This is a genomic window from Gordonia sp. IITR100, from assembly GCF_002009645.1.
GTDB classification, from domain to species: Bacteria; Actinomycetota; Actinomycetes; order Mycobacteriales; family Mycobacteriaceae; genus Gordonia; species Gordonia hongkongensis.
In genome coordinates, this window is record NZ_MVKV01000001.1 from 288,422 (window position 1) to 306,712 (window position 18,291).

Below are 18,291 nucleotides of genomic sequence, written 5' to 3' on the forward strand. Positions count from 1 at the left end.
CTGTCAACGCACACGCGCTTGATCGGCCTCGACGTGTCGTCGTCAACTCGGGGTTGACGCGATCAACTCGTCAACCTACGGTTGACGCATGCCCCAGAATTCAGTCTCCATCCGCCTCGACGACCTGATCCATGCCATCCGCAAGGTCCACGACGACCCGTTGGACCAACTCTCCGACGCGGTGGTCGCCGCGCAGCACCTGGGCGACATCGCCGACAGCCTGATCGGTCACTTCGTCGACCAGGCCCGTCGCTCGGGGGCATCGTGGACCGCGATCGGCACCAGCATGGGCGTGAGCAAACAGGCCGCTCAGAAGCGGTTCGTCGACCGCGTGTCGTCCGCAGGCGAGAACGATGCACCCGGCGCGGACAACCCGTTCTCGCGTTTCACGCCCCGGGCCGCGAACGTACTGATGGCCGCGAACGCGGCAGCGGCCGCAGGCCGCGCCGAGCACGTGACCCCGGCCCACATCGCGCAGGCCCTCACGGCCGAACCGAAGTCCCTCGTGTTCCATGTGTTGCGGGACTCCGGCGTCGACGCCGACGCCTGGCGTGCAGCCATCGCGCCGCTACTCCCGGCACCGCGGGACATCGCCGACGACGAAGCAACGAGCGTGGTGCCCTACGACGACGCGTCGAAGTCGGTCCTGGAGTCGACCGTCGCTGCCGCCCTCGATCTCGGGCACAACTACATCGGCACGGAGCATCTTCTGCTCGGCTTCTTCGCCGATGCCACGCTCGCCGAGGCGATGAGCGGGCTGGGTCTCACGGCCGACGCCGTCCGCTCGACCATCGTCGCGACGCTGGCGCAGGTGATGGAGCAACCCGGCGCCGGGAGCGAAGCGAGCGGGCCGAATCAAACCGGCGCCGGGAGCGAAGCGAGCGGGCCGAAACAGACCGGCGCCGGGAGCGAAGCGAGCGGGCCGGGTCAGACCGACTAGTCCGAATCGGAGATGTAGTGCACGGCAGCCTCTTCCGCGGAGGCCCCGGCACCGTCGATCCCGGCGTCCTCGGCCACGGCGTCGGACTCGGTGTCGATGCCCGACCCGGCGTCCGGGGCGATGAGTCGTCCGGCGCGGCGGTCGCCGACCTCGTCGTCCTCCTCGAACTCTTCGTCGCGGTCGGAATCGTGTGCGCGCCAGTCGGTCCGCGCACGTTCCTCGGCGGTGATCTCGTCGAGCGGATCGACCGCCCCGACGTCGGGCTCCTCTTCGGCAAGCCGCTCGTCGAGCGTCTCGCCCTCGGCCTGCTCGCGGGGGGTCAGCCCGTGGACGGCACCCTTGGGCTCATAGTCGGGCGGTGAGTACCCCTCGTCGAGGACGTCGTCGACGCCGCGGTCGTCCAGAGTGTCCTCGGGCTGCAGTTGGTCGTCCTCGTCCAGGCTGTACTCGCCGTCCGAACCCTCCGGAGTGCTACCGATGTCGTCCTTCATCCTTGCCACGATGCCAGCCCGCCGGGAGTCCCGCCAGGACGACCCGATGGTGTTACCTGGCCGGCCGGTGTCGGTCGTGCTCACCCGGTTCGGCCGAATCGCCGATGCCGGGGTGCCGGATCGGCGACAATGTCGAGGGTGATCGAGGAAATGCAGGCCGAGGCCCGGGCGCTGCTCTCGGCCGGTGAATACGACCACGCGCTGGCCGAGTTCTCCGTGCTCCGCGAGATCAGGTCGCGCCGCGAGGGACCGTATTCGGTGATGTACCTGTCCAATCTGCACGACTGCGTCCGCTGCATGTCCCATCTCATGCTGTGGTCCGACGCCAGCCACCTGTGTCGTGAACTGCACGGCAAGTACGTGCGCACGCACGGGCGCGCCGAAGCCGACACGGTCGACGTCGCGAAGCACTGGGCCTGGGCGCTCGTGCACCTGCACGACTATTCGCCGGCCGTCCGGTTGTACCTGCTGACCGCCGACGCGCTCTGGGAGTCCGATCCCGCCCAGGCGCAACGTCTGCTCGGCGCGGCGGTGGTCCACCGGCACGACACCGATCCCCTCGCGCTGATCTCGCCGGGGCTCATCGACGGTGTCGGACTCCGTCATGCCGACGAGGAACGGGAACTGCTCACGCGCCTGGTCGAGAGGTTGGCCGATGGTGGCGGCGCTCCGGCGAGCGCGGCCACCATCGACGGTCTGGCTCTGGTGTGAGCCGTCAGACGACGTCTCGGCGTCGGCGTCGCATGATGTAGCTGTCGGCGCCCATCCGGCCGGCCGACGTGTAGCCGACGGCCAGCAGGCCCGCGATCAGCGCGAGCGGCCACTCGTAACCGCCGTCCATGTTCCAGAACCCGGCGTCCCAGTGCACGAACACGATCGCGCCGATCATGTCGGCGATCAGCAGGGTCGCGACGATCGGCAGCAGCAGTCCGAGGATCAGCAGGATGCCGCCGATCAGCTCGACCCATGTCGCGTAGTACGCGGCGAGCTCCGGGTAGGGGATGTCCATGCCGGCCGGGCCGAATGCCGCCTTGGTGGCGTCCATACCCTGGGTGACCAGCTTCTGCCACCCGTGGGCGATGAAGATGATGCCGAGTATCAGGCGCGCGAGAAACTGCGCCACACTACCGAATCCGCTCATTCCGCACTCCTCGTATCGATCGGGCGGGCCGGCCGTGCCGCCGCCAGGTACTCTCTCAGTGTCCGGGACAGCATCGCCCCGTCGCGGGTGAACAGCCGAATCGAGACGTCACCACCGAACCGCAACCGCTTCGTGACCGGTCGCAGCGCGTCGCCGACGCGACTCGTCGAGGCGCGCCGCCGCACGTCAGCCCGCCGGGGCAGAACGGAGTAGGAGTCGAGAGTGCCGGGAAAGTCTGGGCTGGGTTCACGTGGCAACTCCGGGCAACCCGTGCTGGGGGCACCCGCCGACGTCCTCGATACATATCTGCCCGACAACGGCAATCTGGGCTATCGCATCTCTCGATACGATCTGGAACTCGAGTACAAGGTGTCGAGCAATCGACTCGAGGGCACCGCGATCCTGACCGCGACGTCGTACGCCGAGCTCAAGCGTTTCACCCTCGACCTGGCGAGCTCGCTGTCGGTGCAACGGGTGTCGGTCAACGACAAGCGCGCCCGCTACTCGCATCGTCGGCACAAGCTGACCATCACCCCCGACACTCCACTCCCCCCGGGCGGGGCGATGACCGTCACCGTCCGGTACCACGGCAGTCCGCATCCGATCCGCGGCCCGTGGGGTGAGGTCGGTTGGGAGGAACTGACCGACGGCTCGCTCTGTGCGAACCAGCCCAACGGGGCGGCGTCGTGGTTCCCCTGCGACGACCACCCGAGCGCCAAGGCGCCGTACCGGATCTCGATCACCACCGACAGCCCGTATCACGCGCTCGCCAACGGCGTCCTGGAGTCCAAGCGGGTCCGCGCCGCGCAGACCACCTGGGTCTACGAGCAGGTGGAACCGATGCCCACCTACCTGGCGTCGATCCAGATCGGTCAGTACAATCAGATCTCGTTGGCGTCCAAACCGATTCCGGTCTCGGGCCTCGTCCCCTCGCGACTCGAGGAGAACTTCGGGGTCGATTTCGGTCAGCAGACCGAGATGATGGCGGCGTTCGTCGAGATGTTCGGGCCGTATCCGTTCCCCCGGTACACCGTCGTGGTCACCGACGACGAACTCGAGATCCCCATCGAGGCACAGAGTTTCTCCACCTTCGGGGCCAATCACTGCGACGGCAGCCGGCACGCGGAGCGGTTGATCGCCCACGAGCTCGCGCATCAGTGGTTCGGCAATTCGGTGACCGCGGCCCGCTGGCGCGACATCTGGCTCCACGAGGGTTTCGCCTGTTACGCCGAATGGCTGTGGAGTCAGCACTCGGGCGGCCGCAGCGCCGACGAATGGGCGCGTCACTACTACGCGAAACTCGAATCGTCGCCGGTGCGTGTGCCACTCGCCGATCCCGGTCCGCGCAAGATGTTCGACGACTGGATCTACAAACGCGGCGCACTCACCCTGCACGCACTGCGGCTGACCATCGGTGACGGCGACTTCTTCGCGCTGCTGCAGCGGTGGACCGACAAGTATCGGTACGGCTCGGTGACCACCGAGGACTTCATGGCACTCGCCGCCACCCACTCGTCGAAGCCGCTCAAGGATCTCTGGGACGACTGGCTGTTCACGCCCGAGTTGCCGCCGTTCCCAGGTCCTTCCTGAACCGTTCGATGACGACCGATCCGACGACGCCGGGTCCGGACGCCGGTTCGGCAGGCGACACCGACGCACGTTCACTGGGCCGGGTCACGATGGCGACGATCGTCGCGGCCGCGTCGGGGTATGTCGTCCTGCTCTTGGCGGCCAGGCATCTCGGGGCCGTCGGTTACGGCGTGTTCGCCGTGTTCTGGGCTGCCTACGGCCTGGTGACCGGGGCGCAGAACGGGCAACTGCAGGAGACGACGCGGGCGGTCCGGACCGCCGCATCGGAGGGGCTCGCCCGGTCGCGCCCGTTGCTGGTCAACGCGGGCATCGGGCTCGGCCTGGCCGTTCTGGTCGTCGCGACGTCACCGTTGTGGAGCTCACGGGTGTTCACCGCGGATCGCGGCCTGTCGGTGCTGCTGCTCGCCGTCGGCGTGGCGAGCTTCGCGGTGTACGCACACCTGTGCGGAGCGTTGTCGGGGCGGCTGGACTGGTCGTCGTTCGCGGTGCTGCTGTCGGTCGACGCGCTGATCCGGCTCGCTGGTGCCGGTGTCGCGGTGGCGGCCGGCTGGGGCGTCACCGCGTTCCTGGTCGTCACCGTCGTCGGGTCGGTGTCGTGGTGCCTGCTGCTCGTGGTGTCGGCCTCGGCCCGCCGTGCGATCGGCGTCGCCGGCGACGTCGCGCCCCGACGTCTGACGGGCAACACCCTGACCGCGATGGCCGCCGCCGCCGCGAGCGCCGTCCTCGTCATGGGTTTTCCCGTGCTCATCAACCTGACCACCGACCTGCGTGGCGGCCCCGACGCCGACGACGTCCGGACGATCGGCGCGCTGATCCTCGCCGTCACCCTGACCCGCGCACCACTACTAGTGCCGCTCAACAGCTTTCAGGGTGTGCTGATCTCGAGGTTCGTCGACCGCCGGGACCACCGCCTCGCCGCGCTGGGTGCTCCCCTCGGGATCGTCGCCGCGGTCGGTGGCGTCGGGGTGACGGCCGCGTGGCTGGTGGGCCCGTGGTTGCTGCGATCGGTGTTCGGCGCCGACTTCGATCTCGACGGTGTGGTCGTGGCGATGCTGACGCTCGGCGCGACGTGCCTGGCGCTGCTGACGGTGACCGGCGCCGCCGCGATCGCCGCGGGCGCCCACCGCTGGTACGCGGCCGGATGGTGGGTGTCGACCCTGGTCGCGATCGCGATGTTGTTGCTGCCGCTCGACGTCGCGACCCGGACCTGCGTCGCCCTCGTCGTCGGACCCCTGGTCGGCCTCGGCGTGCATCTCGTCGGGGTGCTGCGGGCCTGACCCTTCGTGACGCTCGCAAGCTCGCTCCTCAGGGAGCATGGGGTCGGCTCGCAAGCTCGCTCCTTAGTACCTGCGGCCTCGCGGCCGTCGTTGACCGAAAGAACCGCATAACCCCTGCTCCCTGAGGTGCGAGGAGCGCAAGCGACGAGCCTCGAAGGGCTGGTGAGGCGCGCTACGAGCCCTTCGAGGCTCGCTTCGCTCGCACCTCAGGGAGCAGGGGTTAAGCTCGCTTCGCTCGCACCTCAGGGAGCAGGGGTTGGGCTCGCCCACCCCCCAGGGAGCGCAGGCGCTCCTAGCTTCCGGACGAAATCCGCAGCCGGCCGAGGCCCGCGCCGACGCGGGCCGAGAGGTGGTTCAGCCTCGACGTCGCGTGCCACCTGGCGGCGCGCGCTGCCTTCGGCCAGCCGTGCGCCTCGCAACGCTGCGCTTCGTCGGCGAAGAATCGGTTCTCCTCGGCGAACCGCCGACCGTCGACGGCCTGCACCGAACTCACCGAGGCGCGGTGCCTGCGGTAGGAGAAGACGACCTCGGGGTCGTAGACCAGTGATCCGCCGGCGCTCGCCAAATCGACGAGGAGTGCGAGATCGAGGACGATCTCGAGTCCGGGCCGGAACCCGACCTCGCGCACGGCGGCGGTCCGCCACAACAGGGACGGAAAATAGGTCCAGTTGCCGTGGTACAGCGAGGTGGCCAGCCGTTCCCCGGACAGCACGGTCGCCCGCGGCGGCGCGAGAACCGACTTGATCCGGTCACCGAGCGGCGTGACCGGTTGACCGTTCTCGTCGATGACGTCGACGCCGGGCGCGATGACCGCGGCGTCGGGATGGTGGCGGGCCATCGTACGGACGGCGGCGAGGTAGGCGCGGTGCATCACGTCGTCGCACCCCATGACCACGAACCAGTCGGCGGTGACCAGCTCGACGCAGCGCCGGAAGTTCCCGTTCACGCCGAGGTTGGTCTCGTTGCGGAGGTACTGGACCCGGGCGTCGCCGAGCGACTCCAGCCATTGCCGCGGCGTCGGATCCGGGTAGCAGTCGTCGACGACGACGAGCCGGAGGTCCGGGTCGTCCTGGTCGAGCACACTGGTGACGGCTTGCCGGAACTGGGCGACGTCGCCGTAGAACGGCATCATCACGTCGATCGTCACCGGACAAGACTAACCAGGTCCGATCACCATGCAGCCCCCGAGGCGTGCCGGGCGGCAGACCCCGCGCGGAAGCGGGTTAGGGTTGTTGACCATGGCCGAACCCAGTACCAACGCCGACGTGTGGCTGGTGGTGCCCGTCTTCAACGAGGGCCAGGTGATCCGCGAGGTGGCGGCCAAGGCCCGCGAGACGTTTCCCAACATCGTCTGCGTCGACGACGGCAGCTCGGACAACTCGGCCGAGCAGATCCGGGCCGCCGGGGTGCATCTGGTTCGGCACCCGGTGAACCTCGGTCAGGGCGCCGCGATCCAGACCGGCGTCGAGTACGCGCGTCGCCGGCCGGGGGCACGGTTCTTCGTGACCTTCGACGCCGACGGGCAGCACCAGGTTAACGACGTGTCGGCCATGATCGAACGCTTACGACGCGAGCCGGTCGACATCATCGTCGGGACCCGCTTCGCCGACGGTCGCAGCGAATCGGTTCCGATCCTGCGCCGGATGGCGTTGCGCACCATCGTGTTCCTGAGCCCGCGCACTCGTCGCCTCGGATTGTCCGACGCGCACAACGGACTTCGGGCGTTCAACAAGACCGTGGCCGATGAGCTCGACCTGCTCATGAGCGGGATGAGCCACGCGTCAGAGTTCATCGCGCTCATCGATCACCACCGGTGGCGGGTGGCCGAACAACCGGTGACGATCCTCTACACCGACTACTCGCGGGCGAAGGGACAGTCGCTGATCAACGGGGTCAACATCGTCGCCGACGGCCTGTTCCACACCCGGGTGAGGAAGTGATGCCACGATGATCTGGTTCCAGATCCTCGCGATCCTCGGTCTGGTCGCGCTCGTCGGGTTCTTCGTGGTGAATCGAGGCACGGCCCGCGCGTCGGCAGGCGTGAAGCTGCTGTTCGTCGCGTTCATCGGCTTCGGCCTCTACGCGATGCTGCGGCAGGACGACGTCACATGGGTGGCCAACAAGATCGGCATCCAACGCGGCCTCGACCTGGTCCTGTTCCTCCTGGTCATCGCGTTCGCCTTCACGACGGTGTCGACGTATCTGCGGTTCCGCGACCTGGAGGTCAAGTACGCGCGGCTGGCCCGCGCGATCGCGCTGCAAGACGCGGAGCGCGAGAACCATTCCGGAACGGGCGACTAGCTCCGGACCGTCATCGACTGCGCCGCGGCCCTCCCCGACTCCAGCCGATTGTTCGTACCATTGGCGGCGGAACGGCTTTCGGCCGCGGCCACCTGGAACATGGTGGCGACGATGGAGGCGTACAACACCAGCTCACCGAAATTGCCTAGCCAGAGAACCGACATGCCCGCGGCCGCGGTGACCAGCATCGTCACCGAGCCGAGCAACAGCCAGAGCGACCGCACCTGACGCCACGCGGTCATCCCGATCGCGATGAGGATCAGCACGGTGCCCAGTGCGGGGACCGGCGGGCCGGCAGCGGCGGCGTTGGCGTACCGCAGCGCATCACCGTCGGTCGCCGGCGTCAGCTCCAGCGCCACGAAGCACTCGACGATCCCGACGACCACCAATGCGGCGACGAGAACGGCCCCGACCACGACCACCGGGCGACTCCACCGCACCCCCAGACGCCAGGCGAGCACGGCCGCGGCGACAACGATCAGCGGAGTCATCAGCCCGTGAATCCAGAAGCGCGGCAGGTTGATCGCGTACAAAAGGTCACCGAAGCCGACCATCCGGCCTACGGCAACTGCCACGTTGTCGAATGTCAGTGCCACGCCGAGCAGGACCACCAACCAGGTGACGGCCCCGCCCGACCGCCTCAGGCGGAACGCACACGCCGTCAACGCGATCATCCCCAGCCCTATCGCGGCCATGATCGCCGAATTTCCGATCACTCCAGTGAGCATCTGCTCGCCACCTCCCATTGCTCAGCTTACTGAACGATTCGGAGCCGTCACCCTCACGGACTGCCCTCCCGGATGCAGTTTCCCCGATCCCTTGCGTCTACGTATACATCTACATATAGTTACCGCATGCCCAACAAGACCATCTACGTCTCCGACGATGACCTCAAAGTCCTCGAACGCGCTCAACAGGTGTCAGGAGGCAATCTCTCCGGCGCAGTCGTCGAGGCACTGCGCGCGTACGTGCGGGCAGCCGACTACCGCGACGCCGGTTACGACGAGGTCGTCCTGCGCGACGGTCCCGACGGAGTGCGTCGTAAACGGTTCTTCGGCAGACTCCTCGCCGAGGAGACCGAGTACGACGAAACCACCGGCAATGCAACCAAATTGACCGCTTACGAAGGGCGGACCGGCAAGATCGTCCTCGCGGTCCACCACGTCGACTGGGCGAACTACGGGGTGACACATCGGCAGAAGACCGGTAACTGGCTGAAAGACCTGACCGGCCTTCCCAGTGTCCGCAGCCTGTTCACCGCCGACCTACCCGACTGGGGCGACTACCGCGTCGACATCGTCGACTCTCCCGACCAGCTCAAACCGCTTGTCCCCGAACGCTTCTACGCACGTACTGCCGCCGCCCTCCGACCCGAGGTCGAAGACCTGGACGTGTAAAACCCCACCCGACCGCACCACTAGAACAACCGAGCAGTTCCCGGCGACGTCCATCAGGGACCGTCGTCTACCCACACATGCATATATGCGCATGAGTTTATTTCTAGTTTCAGCAACCACTGGGAGCACGATCATGACAACAACCGCCGTCCGCGCCTCCGGACTCACGAAGTCCTTCGGCGACCACACCGTCCTCGACGGTATCGATCTCGACGTACCGGCGGGCGCGGTGTTCGCCCTGCTCGGACCCAACGGCTCCGGGAAGACGACCACCGTGAAGATTCTGTCCACGTTGTCGCAACAGGACGCTGGTGAGGTGGAGGTCGCCGGACTCGATCCGCGGACCGACCGCGCCGCGATCTGCGCGCAGATCGGCCTGACCGGGCAGTTCGCCGCCGTCGACACGTTGCTGACCGGGCGGGAGAACCTCACCATGGTCGCCCGCCTGCGACATCTCTCGAAAGCGGCGACCCGCGAACGGGTCGACCGGTTGCTGCGCGACTTCGACCTCACCGACGCCGCGGACCGTCGGGTCGCCGAATACTCCGGCGGTATGACCAGGCGCCTCGACCTGGCCATGACTTTGGTGGGCGAACCGTCGATCATCTTTCTCGACGAGCCGACGACCGGACTCGATCCACGGTCCCGCCGCGCGGTCTGGGACACCGTCCGCGGTCTCGTCGCCGGCGGCACCACCATCTTCCTCACCACGCAGTACCTCGAGGAAGCGGATCACCTCGCGGACCGGATCGCTGTGCTCGACCGCGGCCGCATCGTGGCCGAGGGGACGGCGGCCGAACTGAAGCGTCTCGTGCCGGGCGGATACATCCGGATCGACTTCACGAACGCCGACGACCTCGAACGGGCGCGGTCGCAGTTCCCCTCGGCGGTCGACACCCCGGGCGAGAACACCCTCGCCGTCCCCGGTGGCGCCGGGATCGGCGCTGTCCGCGGCGTGCTCGCCACCCTCGACGACGCCCGGATCGACGCTGCCGGGATCTCGGTCCACACACCGGATCTCGACGACGTCTTCCTCACCATCACCGGCCGCACCGCCGCTACCACCAACTAGGAGAAGTCATGACCACCACGCTCGACCACACCCTGTCCGACTCCGCGGTGATGGTGCGCCGCAACCTGATCCGGCTACGGCGCTACCCCACAATGATGTTCTCCACGATTGCGATGCCGGTCGTGATCCTGCTGATGATGACCTACTTCTTCGGCGGTGCCATCGAGAGCGCCCTCGCCGCGGACGGACCGCTGGACGGCAAGTACATCAACTATCTTCTCCCCGGCCTACTGCTCTTCGTGCCGTCGTTCCTGACGGTGGCGGTTGCGGTCTCGGTCAATCAGGACGTCACCGAGGGCATCATCAATCGGTTGCGATCACTGGCCACTCCGCCGACAGCGATCCTGGCCGGACACTTCGTCGGCGCCCTCATCCAAGGTGTGGTCGCGGTCTGCTTCCTGCTCGCGGTCGCGTTCGCGATGGGCTTCCGTGCCGACGCAAGCCTTCTCGACTGGTTCGCGGCCGGCGGACTGCTCCTGCTACTGACCGCGGGCCTCGTGTGGATCGCGGTTGCCATGGGTGTCGTCGCGCCGAATCCGGAGAGTGCGAGCAACATGCCGCTGCCGCTGCTGTTCCTGCCCTATCTGGGCAGTGGGCTGGTCCCGACCGACAGCATGCCCAACGGTGTCCGCCAGTTCGCCGAGTACCAGCCGTTCAGTCCCATCGCGGACACGCTGCGCGGACTCCTCATGGGTCTCGACATCAGTGATCGCTGGCCGTGGGCGCTGGGGTGGTGCGTGGTGTTCCTGGTGGTCGGCTACTTCTGGGCGGTCACCGCGTTTCGGCGGTCCACTACCGGCTGACGCTTCCTGCCCTGCGACGTGTACGGCTGGCGCCGTGCACGTTTCGGCGTTCGCGCCTCAGTTCCGCAGCGAACCCAGGAAGTCGGCCACCTCGTCGTGGTTCGGCAGCAGACCCGACTCGCGCGCCTCGGTGAGCCCCGGTGCCGCGGTGTCCTTCGGCGAGAGTTCGAACTCCAGCGGTGAACCGTCCCGGGCGTGCGTCGGCCATTCGATACCCAGTTCCGGATCGAGCGGGTTGATGCCGTGCTCACCGGTCGGGTTGTATCCGGTGGAACAGAGGTAGGTCACGGTCGAGTTGTCGGCGAGCGCGCAGAACGCGTGGCCGAGACCCTCGGACAGGTAGACCGCACGACGATCCACGTCGTCGAGCAGGACGGTGTCGTAGGTACCGAAAGTGGGTGAGCCGACGCGGATGTCGACGATGACGTCGAGAATCGCGCCGGTGGGGCAGGTGACGTATTTCGCCTGTCCGGGGGGGACGTCGGCGAAGTGCACGCCGCGCAGCACGCCGGCCGCGGACACCGAGAGGTTCACCTGCGCGAGGTCGAAGCGGTGACCGATGGTCTCGGCGATCACGTCGGCCTTGAACGCCTCGGCGAACAACCCACGGGCATCGCCGTGTTGGACCGGGGTGAACTCCCACGCTCCGTCGATGGCGAGCGGGCGGACCTTCATGCGGACACCTTTCCCAGGGTCGGTCGTCGGACATGCGCCTCGGGGGCGGCGCTTAGAAACCCTTGCCCCGCTGCAACAGTTCGAGCAGGTAGTCACCGTAACCCGACTTGCGGAGTTTGTCGGCACGAGCCCGCAACTCCTCGTCGGAGAGATACCCCTGTCGCCACGCGATCTCCTCTGGGACAGCGATTTTGAGTCCCTGGCGTTGTTCGACGGTGCGGACGAAGTTGCCGGCGTCGAGGAGGCTGTCGAACGTGCCGGTGTCGAGCCACGCCGTGCCGCGCGGCAGGACGGTGACCGACAGTTTCCCGCGGTCGAGGTAGTGGGCGTTGACGTCGGTGATCTCGTACTCGCCGCGGGCGCTGGGCCGCAGGTTGCGGGCGATGTCGACGACGTCGTTGTCGTAGAAGTACAGACCGGGTACCGCGAAGTTCGACTTCGGTTGTGCCGGTTTCTCTTCCAATGAGATGGCGGTGCCGTCGGCGTCGAAGTCGACCACCCCGTAGGCCTCCGGGTTGGCCACCCAGTAGGCGAAGACCGCGCCGCCGTCGACGTTCTCGAAACCCTGCAACCGGCTGCCGAGTCCGGGTCCGTAGAAGATGTTGTCGCCGAGGACGAGAGCGACCGAGTCGGTACCGACGTGGTCGGCGCCGAGGACAAAGGCCTGCGCGAGTCCGTCCGGGGAGGGCTGGGTCTTGTAGGTGAGGTCGATGCCGAACTGGTCGCCGTTGCCGAGCAGGTTCTCGAAGGCCGGGGCGTCGTGCGGGGTGGTGATGATCAGGATGTCGCGGATCCCGGCCAGCATGAGCGTCGAGAGCGGGTAATAGATCATCGGCTTGTCGTAGACCGGGACGAGTTGCTTGCTCACCCCCTGCGTGATGGGGTGCAGCCGCGTGCCCGTACCGCCGGCCAGGATGATCCCTTTCATGGCGATCAGGGTAATGCCCGCGGCCTTTCGCGACGGCACGCGAGTCGCGCCGCTGCGCTCACCCGAGGCGAGCAGGTCGGCTCCTCGGTAGAGTGACTGCGACCATCGACCTCGACGAAAGGCGCCGCGCGTGCGTGTTCTCGTGACCGGGGGTGCCGGGTTCATCGGCGCCAACTTCGTGCTGCGCACCCTGACGACCCGCCCCGACGTCTCGATCCGGGTCCTGGACAAACTCACCTACGCCGCCAACCCCGACACCCTCGCCCCGGTCGCCGACCGCGTCGAACTCGTCGAGGGCGACATCACCGACGCCGCCCTGGTCGGCCGACTCGTCGCCGACACAGACCTCGTCGTGCACTTCGCCGCCGAATCCCACAACGACAACTCTCTGGCCGACCCGTCGGCGTTCGTCTCCACCAACCTCGTGGGCACCTACACCCTGCTCGAAGCCGTCCGCGCCCACCAGGTGCGCTACCACCACATCAGCACCGACGAGGTCTACGGCGACCTCGATCTCGACGACCCGGCCCGCTTCACCGAACAGACCGCCTACAACCCGTCGAGCCCCTACTCCTCGACCAAAGCCGGCAGCGACCTGCTCGTGCGCGCCTGGGTCCGCTCCTTCGGCGTGGCCGCCACCATCTCCAACTGCTCCAACAACTACGGCCCGTACCAGCACATCGAGAAGTTCATCCCCCGCCAGATCACCAACGTGCTCTCCGGGGTGCGCCCCAAGCTCTACGGCGACGGCCGCAACGTCCGGGACTGGATCCACGTCGACGACCACAACGACGCCGTGTGGACAATCATCGACCGCGGCCAGATCGGCGAGACCTACCTCATCGGCGCCGACGGCGAGGTCGACAACCGCACCGTCGTGGAGACCATCCTCGAACTCCTCGACCAGCCCGCCGACGCCTTCGACTTCGTCACCGACCGCCCCGGCCACGACCGCCGCTACGCCATCGACTCCACCCGCCTTCGCACCGAACTCGGCTGGACCCCCTCCTACCTCGACTTCCGCGCCGGCCTCGCCGCCACCATCGACTGGTACCGCGACCACCCCGGCTGGTGGCAACCCGCTAAAGAAGCCGTCGAACAGAAGTACGCCACCACCGAACGCGTCACCGGCACCTCCGCTGGTTGAGCCGTTGTCCGCTAGTTGACCCGGCCCCTCCGCTGGTTGACCCGGCCCCTCCGCTAATTAACCAGCCCCTCCGCTGGTGACCCGGCCCCTCCACTGGTTGACCCGCCCCCTCCGCTGGTTGAGCCGGCCCCGAGCGAAGCGAGGCGCCGAGTCGAAGCCACCTGGTGACCTCCATGCAGTCCACTTGGCCCATTCCCAGGGTCGCCGCTTACGGTGGTCGTCATGCGCGTACTCGTGAGCGGAGGAGCGGGCTACATCGGCTCGCACACCGTCATCCAATTGGTCTCGGCCGGACACGACGTCGTCATCGTCGACGATTTCAGCAACGCCAAGCCGGCCGTCGTCGGCCGGCTCGAGGCACTGACCGACCGTTCCATCCCCGTCCACGCCTTCGACCTCGCCGACGTCGACAAGACCGAACACTTCTTCGCCCACGAGGACATCGACGCGGTCATCCACTTCGCGGGGTTCAAGGCGGTAGGCGAGTCGGTGGCCAAGCCGCTCGACTACTACCAGAACAACCTCGGCACCACGTTCGCCCTGCTCCGCGCGATGGAACGCCACGACGTGCACACGCTGGTGTTCTCGTCGTCGGCAACGGTCTACGGCGCGGAGCCGCAGTTGCCGATGACCGAGGACCTACCCACTTCGGCGACCAACCCGTACGGCTGGACCAAGGTGATGATCGAGCAGATCCTGCGCGATGTCGCCGCCAGTTCGGACGTGTGGCGCATCGCGGCACTGCGGTACTTCAATCCGGTGGGCGCACATCCGAGCGGACAGATCGGCGAGGACCCGTCGGGCATTCCGAACAACCTGATGCCGTTCGTCGCGCAGGTCGCGGTCGGCCGGCGCGAGAAGCTGGCGGTCTTCGGCGACGACTACGACACCCCCGACGGCACCGGCGTGCGCGACTACATCCACGTCGACGACCTGGCCGCCGGCCATGTCGCGGCCCTCGACCGCATCAGCACCGGCGAGACCGGCATGTCGACCTGGAATCTCGGTACGGGGCAAGGGGTTTCGGTCTTGGAGGTCGTGCACGCGTTCGAGAGGGCCAGTGGGCGCCCAATCCCCTACGAGGTCGCCCCGCGGCGGGCCGGCGACATCGCCGCGTCCTACGCCGATCCGACCCGGGCGAACGACGACCTGAACTGGCACGCCGCCAAGACCATTGACGACATGTGCGCCGACACCTGGCGCTGGCAGTCGGGCAACCCGAAGGGCTACCCGGACGCCTGACCGGTTTCCCCTTGGGCAGGCGCGTGCGGATCGTCGGGATCGACGATCGAGTCGGTGACCCAGCCGATGTAGCGCCGCGCCGAACTGTCCACCACGTCCCGGGCGTTCTCGGCCACGACGACACCGAACGCGTCGTAGAGCCGGTCGAACCGGAGTTCGTTCACCCGGTCGACGATCTGACGGACGAGCCGCGGTGACAGCGGGATCATGTTCGGGTAGCTGCGCATGAAGGTCACCATGCCGGGCTGCATGACGCCCTTGATGGTGTCGCCGGTCAGCACCGCACCCCTGCCGTCGGCGGCGTCGGGGAGGTGTAGCACCGCGCTGCCGGGGAAATGACCGCCGCACTGGACGAGTCGCACCCCGCCGAGGACTTCGGTGGTGTCCGACCAGAAGCGCACGACGGGGTCGGGGCGGGTGACCCATCGCCGGTCGGAGTCGTTGTAATACACCGGAACTCGACCGAATCGGTGACTGAGCGAGACGCTCGCGCCCACCAGATGCGGATGGCTCGCGGCGATGGCGGCGACCCCGCCGTGCTGCTTTAGCCAGTCGACGAGGGACGGCCCGAGGAAACCCGGCGGTTCCCAGAGGATGTTCCCGTCGGGAGTCGCGACGAGCAGGGCACGCTGCCCGATCCCCACGGAGGGTTGCACCGTCAGCGCGGTCAGACCGGGCTCCAGTTCGTGGGCGGTCAGCGCGTTGTCGGCGGTCTCGTCGAGCGGAGTCCAGCTGGGACCGCTGACCGGAAGCCACTGCCGGTCGTCGTCGCAGATCGGGCACATCGCGGGCGGCGTCTCGCCCGGCGGGAACTCGTTGGCGCAGAAGACACACATCCAGGGCCGCATGTCCCGACGCTAGCCCGTGCCCGTGCGTCGAACGGGGTGAATGGCCGCCCCGCTCCGTGTGCGAGACGCGGCCCCACTGCTCCCTAAATCCGAAAGAAGCGACCCCATTGCTCCCTGAGGTGTGAGGAGCGATAGCGACGAGCCACGAAGGGCCTGGTGAGACACGATGCTGAGCCCTTCGTGGCTCGCTTCGCTCGCACCTCAGGGAGCATGAGTTCAGTCGCCCAGGATTGGTCTTTCGTGGCCCACGACGGCCGCCGGGCCGCAGTTACTGAGGAGCGGAGTCACTCAGGGCGCGGGCGGCGGCGGGTAGACGAGGTCGTTGACGCGGTAGACCACCGCGTCGCCGCGGCGGAACACCTCGGTCAATCCGGGAGCGCCGTTCTGACGCAACGCCAGGAAGGGGTCGCCCTGGTGACCACGGGCGGGGTCGGGCATGCCGCGCTGGAACTCCCAGTAACTCGGCGGCGAGTCGATCACGTAATGCACGTTCATGTCTCGCACGATCTGGTCGATGGCCGGGTCGGCGCCGATCTCCGACACACCCCAGAACAGGTCGCGCTGCCGCTCGGAGAACTCGTTGGCCCGGTAGAAGGGGAACATCGGGGTGACCCCGGTGACCGGGTACAGCCAGCCGGTGCCCTGGTCGAGGTTGTTGAGGACGAGGACGTCCTGGGCGTCGGGCTGCGCGGCGAGCCACTCGTAGGCGGCAAGATCGTCGGGCCCGACATACTTGCCGCCCCGCTCCTTCGACGCGATCTGCGCGTTCGGCGGATAACGCACGACGGCGGCGCCGGCGATCAGACCCAGCAACATCACGTATGTCGCGGCCACCACCCAGCGCGCCTTCCCCGAAGTCGCCTCGGCCTTCTCCCGACCGTCGGCCGGGTCCGATGCCACGCGGCGTCGGAACAGACCTGCGACGCCGAGCGCGAGAGCCCCGATCGCGACGCCTGCCGCCGCGGCCGAGAGGATCGCGACGACGAATGTGAGCCGGTGGGGCGAGTTGTAGAAGTAGCCGCCGATCGCCCCGAGCGGGTACGACAGCGGACCCAGGGACACCATCGCGTTGGCGGTCACCATGGCGAACACGAACCATGCGACGAGGCCGGCCCAGCATCGCAGCCATACGAGTGCGATCAGCCCGAGCAGGGTGACAACGATCAGCGGCCACACCGGGAAGTGATCGAGCTCGAGCGGGATCGTCCCGTTGAACGCGCCCTTGACGAGCCCGTCGAGGACGCCGATCGTCTCCTCACGGAAGTCGAAGAACGGGAGTTCGTTGGTGTCGGCGACCCGGATCGTGCCCAGGACGACCGGTGCGATGAGGACCAGCGTCACCACCGCAGTGACGGCCAGCGTCGCGAGATCGCGCAGGCGACCGGCGACCGGACGCCACAGACCCTCGCACAGCCACCAGAGGCCGACGATCACGCCGACGACGATCAGGCCGGAGGGGTGGGTGGCGGTCACACCGGCCACGGCCAGCGCGGCCGGCAGCACACGCGATCTGTCCGACACCACGCTCATCACGAGGACGGCGGCGACCGGCGCCAGGCTCACGCCGACCGCGTTCGGCACCGAGGTCAGCTGGACCTCGACGTAGGGCAGGGACGGGAACAGCGCGCTCAGCGCACCCGCGGTACCGGCGATGAGAGCCGACGAGTCGACGTCGTAGCGGTGCCGCGCGAACCAGTAGGCCAGCGACGCGACACCGAGCGGAACGGTGATCGCCAGCACGGCGGGCGAATACGTGTTGTAGAGCTCGACCGGGTCGGCACCGGTCAGCGGGAACAGCAACGCACCCAGCGCATGCCAGGTGTTCGGGTAGTAGTTGAACCCCTGGGTGTCGTAGTTCATCAGCTCGCCCATCCGCATGGCCGAGCCGACGCCCGTCTCGTGGATCCAGCGCAGGGAACTGGCGTGCCACAACGAATCCCACACCTGCGAGATGTTGCCGAGACCGGCGAATGCGGTCGTCGCGATCGGCCGGATACAGGTGACGGCGATGACGAGTCCACCGAGTCCGAGCCCGGCGGCGACCCACACCACCGCGGTCCGTCCCACGCGGGATTCGCCGTCGGCGTCGGGTACCGGCGCCAGCCGCTGACCCCACCGGGTGAGCAGCAGTGCCGAGTAGACCCAGGCACCGCCGACCGCGAAGACCAGACCCACCAGGGCCGAGACGGCATTCCACTCGAAGCCGACGACGGAGTACAGCACCGTCAGGATCGAGACCAGGGCGAACGTGATGGGCGGACCGGCGGCCAGCGCGACCGGCCACGGTAGGTTCATCCGTCGGCCGACGAACGCGCCGGGCAGGATGAGCACGAGCGCGGTCACGACGACGACCCATGCTCCGAGCATCATCGTCTGCGCCTTTCCACACTCACCCGCTGCACTCCCCGTCGCACCGCGGTGTCACTGCGGTGCCTGATC

The 18,291-nt window shown here is 67.7% G+C and carries 19 protein-coding genes; 11 read left to right on the top strand and 8 right to left on the bottom strand.

Annotated features, from left to right (window positions below; all coding sequences use genetic code 11):
* The first annotated feature begins 88 nt into the window (after positions 1-88).
* Positions 89-940 (top strand): Clp protease N-terminal domain-containing protein, encoded by an 852-nt coding sequence (locus B1818_RS01355; RefSeq protein WP_078111739.1) that lies wholly within the window; start codon positions 89-91, stop codon positions 938-940.
* Here B1818_RS01355 and B1818_RS01360 read toward each other — a convergent pair.
* Positions 937-1,431: a DUF5709 domain-containing protein gene (locus B1818_RS01360; RefSeq protein ID WP_078111740.1), complete on the bottom strand. Its 495-nt coding sequence runs from the start codon at positions 1,429-1,431 to the stop codon at positions 937-939. The two genes, B1818_RS01355 and B1818_RS01360, sit on opposite strands and share 4 nt — an antisense overlap.
* 129 nt (positions 1,432-1,560) lie before the next feature.
* Between B1818_RS01360 and B1818_RS01365 the strand changes: the two genes are divergently transcribed.
* A complete protein-coding gene (locus B1818_RS01365) occupies positions 1,561-2,142 on the top strand; it encodes a hypothetical protein (protein ID WP_175404303.1) in 582 nt (193 codons plus the stop codon).
* Positions 2,143-2,146: 4 nt separating this feature from the next.
* Here B1818_RS01365 and B1818_RS01370 read toward each other — a convergent pair whose 3' ends face one another.
* Entirely contained in the window at positions 2,147-2,572 is a 426-nt protein-coding gene (locus B1818_RS01370) for a DoxX family protein (RefSeq protein ID WP_058251379.1), read from the bottom strand.
* A gap of 222 nt (positions 2,573-2,794) precedes the next feature.
* On the opposite strand from B1818_RS01370, the gene B1818_RS01380 reads away from it, so the two are divergent.
* Entirely contained in the window at positions 2,795-4,162 is a 1,368-nt protein-coding gene (locus tag B1818_RS01380) for a M1 family metallopeptidase (RefSeq protein ID WP_078111741.1), read from the top strand.
* A gap of 8 nt (positions 4,163-4,170) precedes the next feature.
* Positions 4,171-5,439, top strand: coding sequence for a hypothetical protein (locus B1818_RS01385; protein ID WP_058251382.1), 1,269 nt, complete (start codon positions 4,171-4,173; stop codon positions 5,437-5,439).
* Positions 5,440-5,731: 292 nt separating this feature from the next.
* On the opposite strand, the gene B1818_RS01390 is transcribed toward B1818_RS01385, so the two are convergent.
* A complete protein-coding gene (locus B1818_RS01390) occupies positions 5,732-6,586 on the bottom strand; it encodes a glycosyltransferase family 2 protein (protein ID WP_058251383.1) in 855 nt (284 codons plus the stop codon).
* A gap of 91 nt (positions 6,587-6,677) precedes the next feature.
* Between B1818_RS01390 and B1818_RS01395 the strand changes: the two genes are divergently transcribed.
* Both B1818_RS01395 and B1818_RS01400 read left to right on the top strand, forming a co-directional pair.
* The gene (locus B1818_RS01395) at positions 6,678-7,379 is read left to right on the top strand and encodes a glycosyltransferase family 2 protein (protein ID WP_058251384.1); all 702 of its coding nucleotides are present in this window, start codon (positions 6,678-6,680) and stop codon (positions 7,377-7,379) included.
* A gap of 7 nt (positions 7,380-7,386) precedes the next feature.
* The gene (locus B1818_RS01400; protein ID WP_058251385.1) at positions 7,387-7,740 is read left to right on the top strand and encodes a DUF2304 domain-containing protein; all 354 of its coding nucleotides are present in this window, start codon (positions 7,387-7,389) and stop codon (positions 7,738-7,740) included.
* Here B1818_RS01400 and B1818_RS01405 read toward each other — a convergent pair.
* Positions 7,737-8,468 carry a hypothetical protein gene (locus B1818_RS01405; protein ID WP_176455863.1) on the bottom strand — a complete coding sequence of 244 codons (732 nt, stop codon included), beginning with the start codon at positions 8,466-8,468 and terminating at the stop codon, positions 7,737-7,739. The two genes, B1818_RS01400 and B1818_RS01405, sit on opposite strands and share 4 nt — an antisense overlap.
* A 126-nt stretch (positions 8,469-8,594) precedes the next feature.
* Here B1818_RS01405 and B1818_RS01410 point away from each other — a divergent pair, with 126 nt between their 5' ends.
* From B1818_RS01410 to B1818_RS01420, 3 genes are all read left to right on the top strand, one after another.
* Positions 8,595-9,137 carry an EXLDI protein gene (locus B1818_RS01410; protein ID WP_058251387.1) on the top strand — a complete coding sequence of 181 codons (543 nt, stop codon included), beginning with the start codon at positions 8,595-8,597 and terminating at the stop codon, positions 9,135-9,137.
* A gap of 133 nt (positions 9,138-9,270) precedes the next feature.
* Complete coding sequence (locus B1818_RS01415) at positions 9,271-10,209, top strand: ABC transporter ATP-binding protein (RefSeq protein ID WP_058251388.1); 939 nt, start codon at positions 9,271-9,273, stop codon at positions 10,207-10,209.
* A gap of 8 nt (positions 10,210-10,217) precedes the next feature.
* The gene (locus B1818_RS01420) at positions 10,218-11,012 is read left to right on the top strand and encodes an ABC transporter permease (protein WP_058251389.1); all 795 of its coding nucleotides are present in this window, start codon (positions 10,218-10,220) and stop codon (positions 11,010-11,012) included.
* 57 nt (positions 11,013-11,069) lie between these two features.
* Here the strand turns inward: B1818_RS01420 and B1818_RS01425 are convergent, their stop codons facing one another.
* Both B1818_RS01425 and rfbA read right to left on the bottom strand, forming a co-directional pair.
* Positions 11,070-11,687 carry a dTDP-4-dehydrorhamnose 3,5-epimerase family protein gene (locus B1818_RS01425; protein ID WP_058251390.1) on the bottom strand — a complete coding sequence of 206 codons (618 nt, stop codon included), beginning with the start codon at positions 11,685-11,687 and terminating at the stop codon, positions 11,070-11,072.
* A gap of 52 nt (positions 11,688-11,739) precedes the next feature.
* Positions 11,740-12,615 (bottom strand): glucose-1-phosphate thymidylyltransferase RfbA, encoded by an 876-nt coding sequence (gene rfbA / locus B1818_RS01430; protein ID WP_058251437.1) that lies wholly within the window; start codon positions 12,613-12,615, stop codon positions 11,740-11,742.
* Positions 12,616-12,745: 130 nt separating this feature from the next.
* Here rfbA and rfbB point away from each other — a divergent pair, with 130 nt between their 5' ends.
* Positions 12,746-13,762: a dTDP-glucose 4,6-dehydratase gene (gene rfbB / locus B1818_RS01435; RefSeq protein ID WP_058251391.1), complete on the top strand. Its 1,017-nt coding sequence runs from the start codon at positions 12,746-12,748 to the stop codon at positions 13,760-13,762.
* 222 nt (positions 13,763-13,984) lie between these two features.
* Entirely contained in the window at positions 13,985-15,004 is a 1,020-nt protein-coding gene (galE, locus tag B1818_RS01440) for a UDP-glucose 4-epimerase GalE (protein WP_058251392.1), read from the top strand.
* Here the strand turns inward: galE and B1818_RS01445 are convergent.
* Complete coding sequence (locus tag B1818_RS01445; RefSeq protein ID WP_078111742.1) at positions 14,989-15,852, bottom strand: hydrolase; 864 nt, start codon at positions 15,850-15,852, stop codon at positions 14,989-14,991. The two genes, galE and B1818_RS01445, sit on opposite strands and share 16 nt — an antisense overlap.
* A gap of 288 nt (positions 15,853-16,140) precedes the next feature.
* Entirely contained in the window at positions 16,141-18,222 is a 2,082-nt protein-coding gene (locus tag B1818_RS01450) for a DUF6541 family protein (protein WP_078111743.1), read from the bottom strand.
* Positions 18,223-18,291: the final 69 nt, after the last annotated feature.

Coding starts and splice junctions, on each gene's coding strand:
- B1818_RS01400 (WP_058251385.1), top strand. CDS start 7,387: ATGATCTGGTTCCAGATCCTCGCGATCCTCGGTCTGGTCGCGCTCGTC.
- B1818_RS01410 (WP_058251387.1), top strand. CDS start 8,595: ATGCCCAACAAGACCATCTACGTCTCCGACGATGACCTCAAAGTCCTC.
- B1818_RS01420 (WP_058251389.1), top strand. CDS start 10,218: ATGACCACCACGCTCGACCACACCCTGTCCGACTCCGCGGTGATGGTG.
- B1818_RS01425 (WP_058251390.1), bottom strand. CDS start 11,687: ATGAAGGTCCGCCCGCTCGCCATCGACGGAGCGTGGGAGTTCACCCCG.
- B1818_RS01415 (WP_058251388.1), top strand. CDS start 9,271: ATGACAACAACCGCCGTCCGCGCCTCCGGACTCACGAAGTCCTTCGGC.
- B1818_RS01405 (WP_176455863.1), bottom strand. CDS start 8,468: ATGCTCACTGGAGTGATCGGAAATTCGGCGATCATGGCCGCGATAGGG.
- B1818_RS01370 (WP_058251379.1), bottom strand. CDS start 2,572: ATGAGCGGATTCGGTAGTGTGGCGCAGTTTCTCGCGCGCCTGATACTC.
- B1818_RS01385 (WP_058251382.1), top strand. CDS start 4,171: ATGACGACCGATCCGACGACGCCGGGTCCGGACGCCGGTTCGGCAGGC.
- B1818_RS01395 (WP_058251384.1), top strand. CDS start 6,678: ATGGCCGAACCCAGTACCAACGCCGACGTGTGGCTGGTGGTGCCCGTC.
- B1818_RS01360 (WP_078111740.1), bottom strand. CDS start 1,431: ATGAAGGACGACATCGGTAGCACTCCGGAGGGTTCGGACGGCGAGTAC.
- B1818_RS01365 (WP_175404303.1), top strand. CDS start 1,561: ATGTCGAGGGTGATCGAGGAAATGCAGGCCGAGGCCCGGGCGCTGCTC.
- B1818_RS01450 (WP_078111743.1), bottom strand. CDS start 18,222: ATGATGCTCGGAGCATGGGTCGTCGTCGTGACCGCGCTCGTGCTCATC.
- B1818_RS01355 (WP_078111739.1), top strand. CDS start 89: ATGCCCCAGAATTCAGTCTCCATCCGCCTCGACGACCTGATCCATGCC.
- B1818_RS01445 (WP_078111742.1), bottom strand. CDS start 15,852: ATGCGGCCCTGGATGTGTGTCTTCTGCGCCAACGAGTTCCCGCCGGGC.
- rfbA (WP_058251437.1), bottom strand. CDS start 12,615: ATGAAAGGGATCATCCTGGCCGGCGGTACGGGCACGCGGCTGCACCCC.
- galE (WP_058251392.1), top strand. CDS start 13,985: ATGCGCGTACTCGTGAGCGGAGGAGCGGGCTACATCGGCTCGCACACC.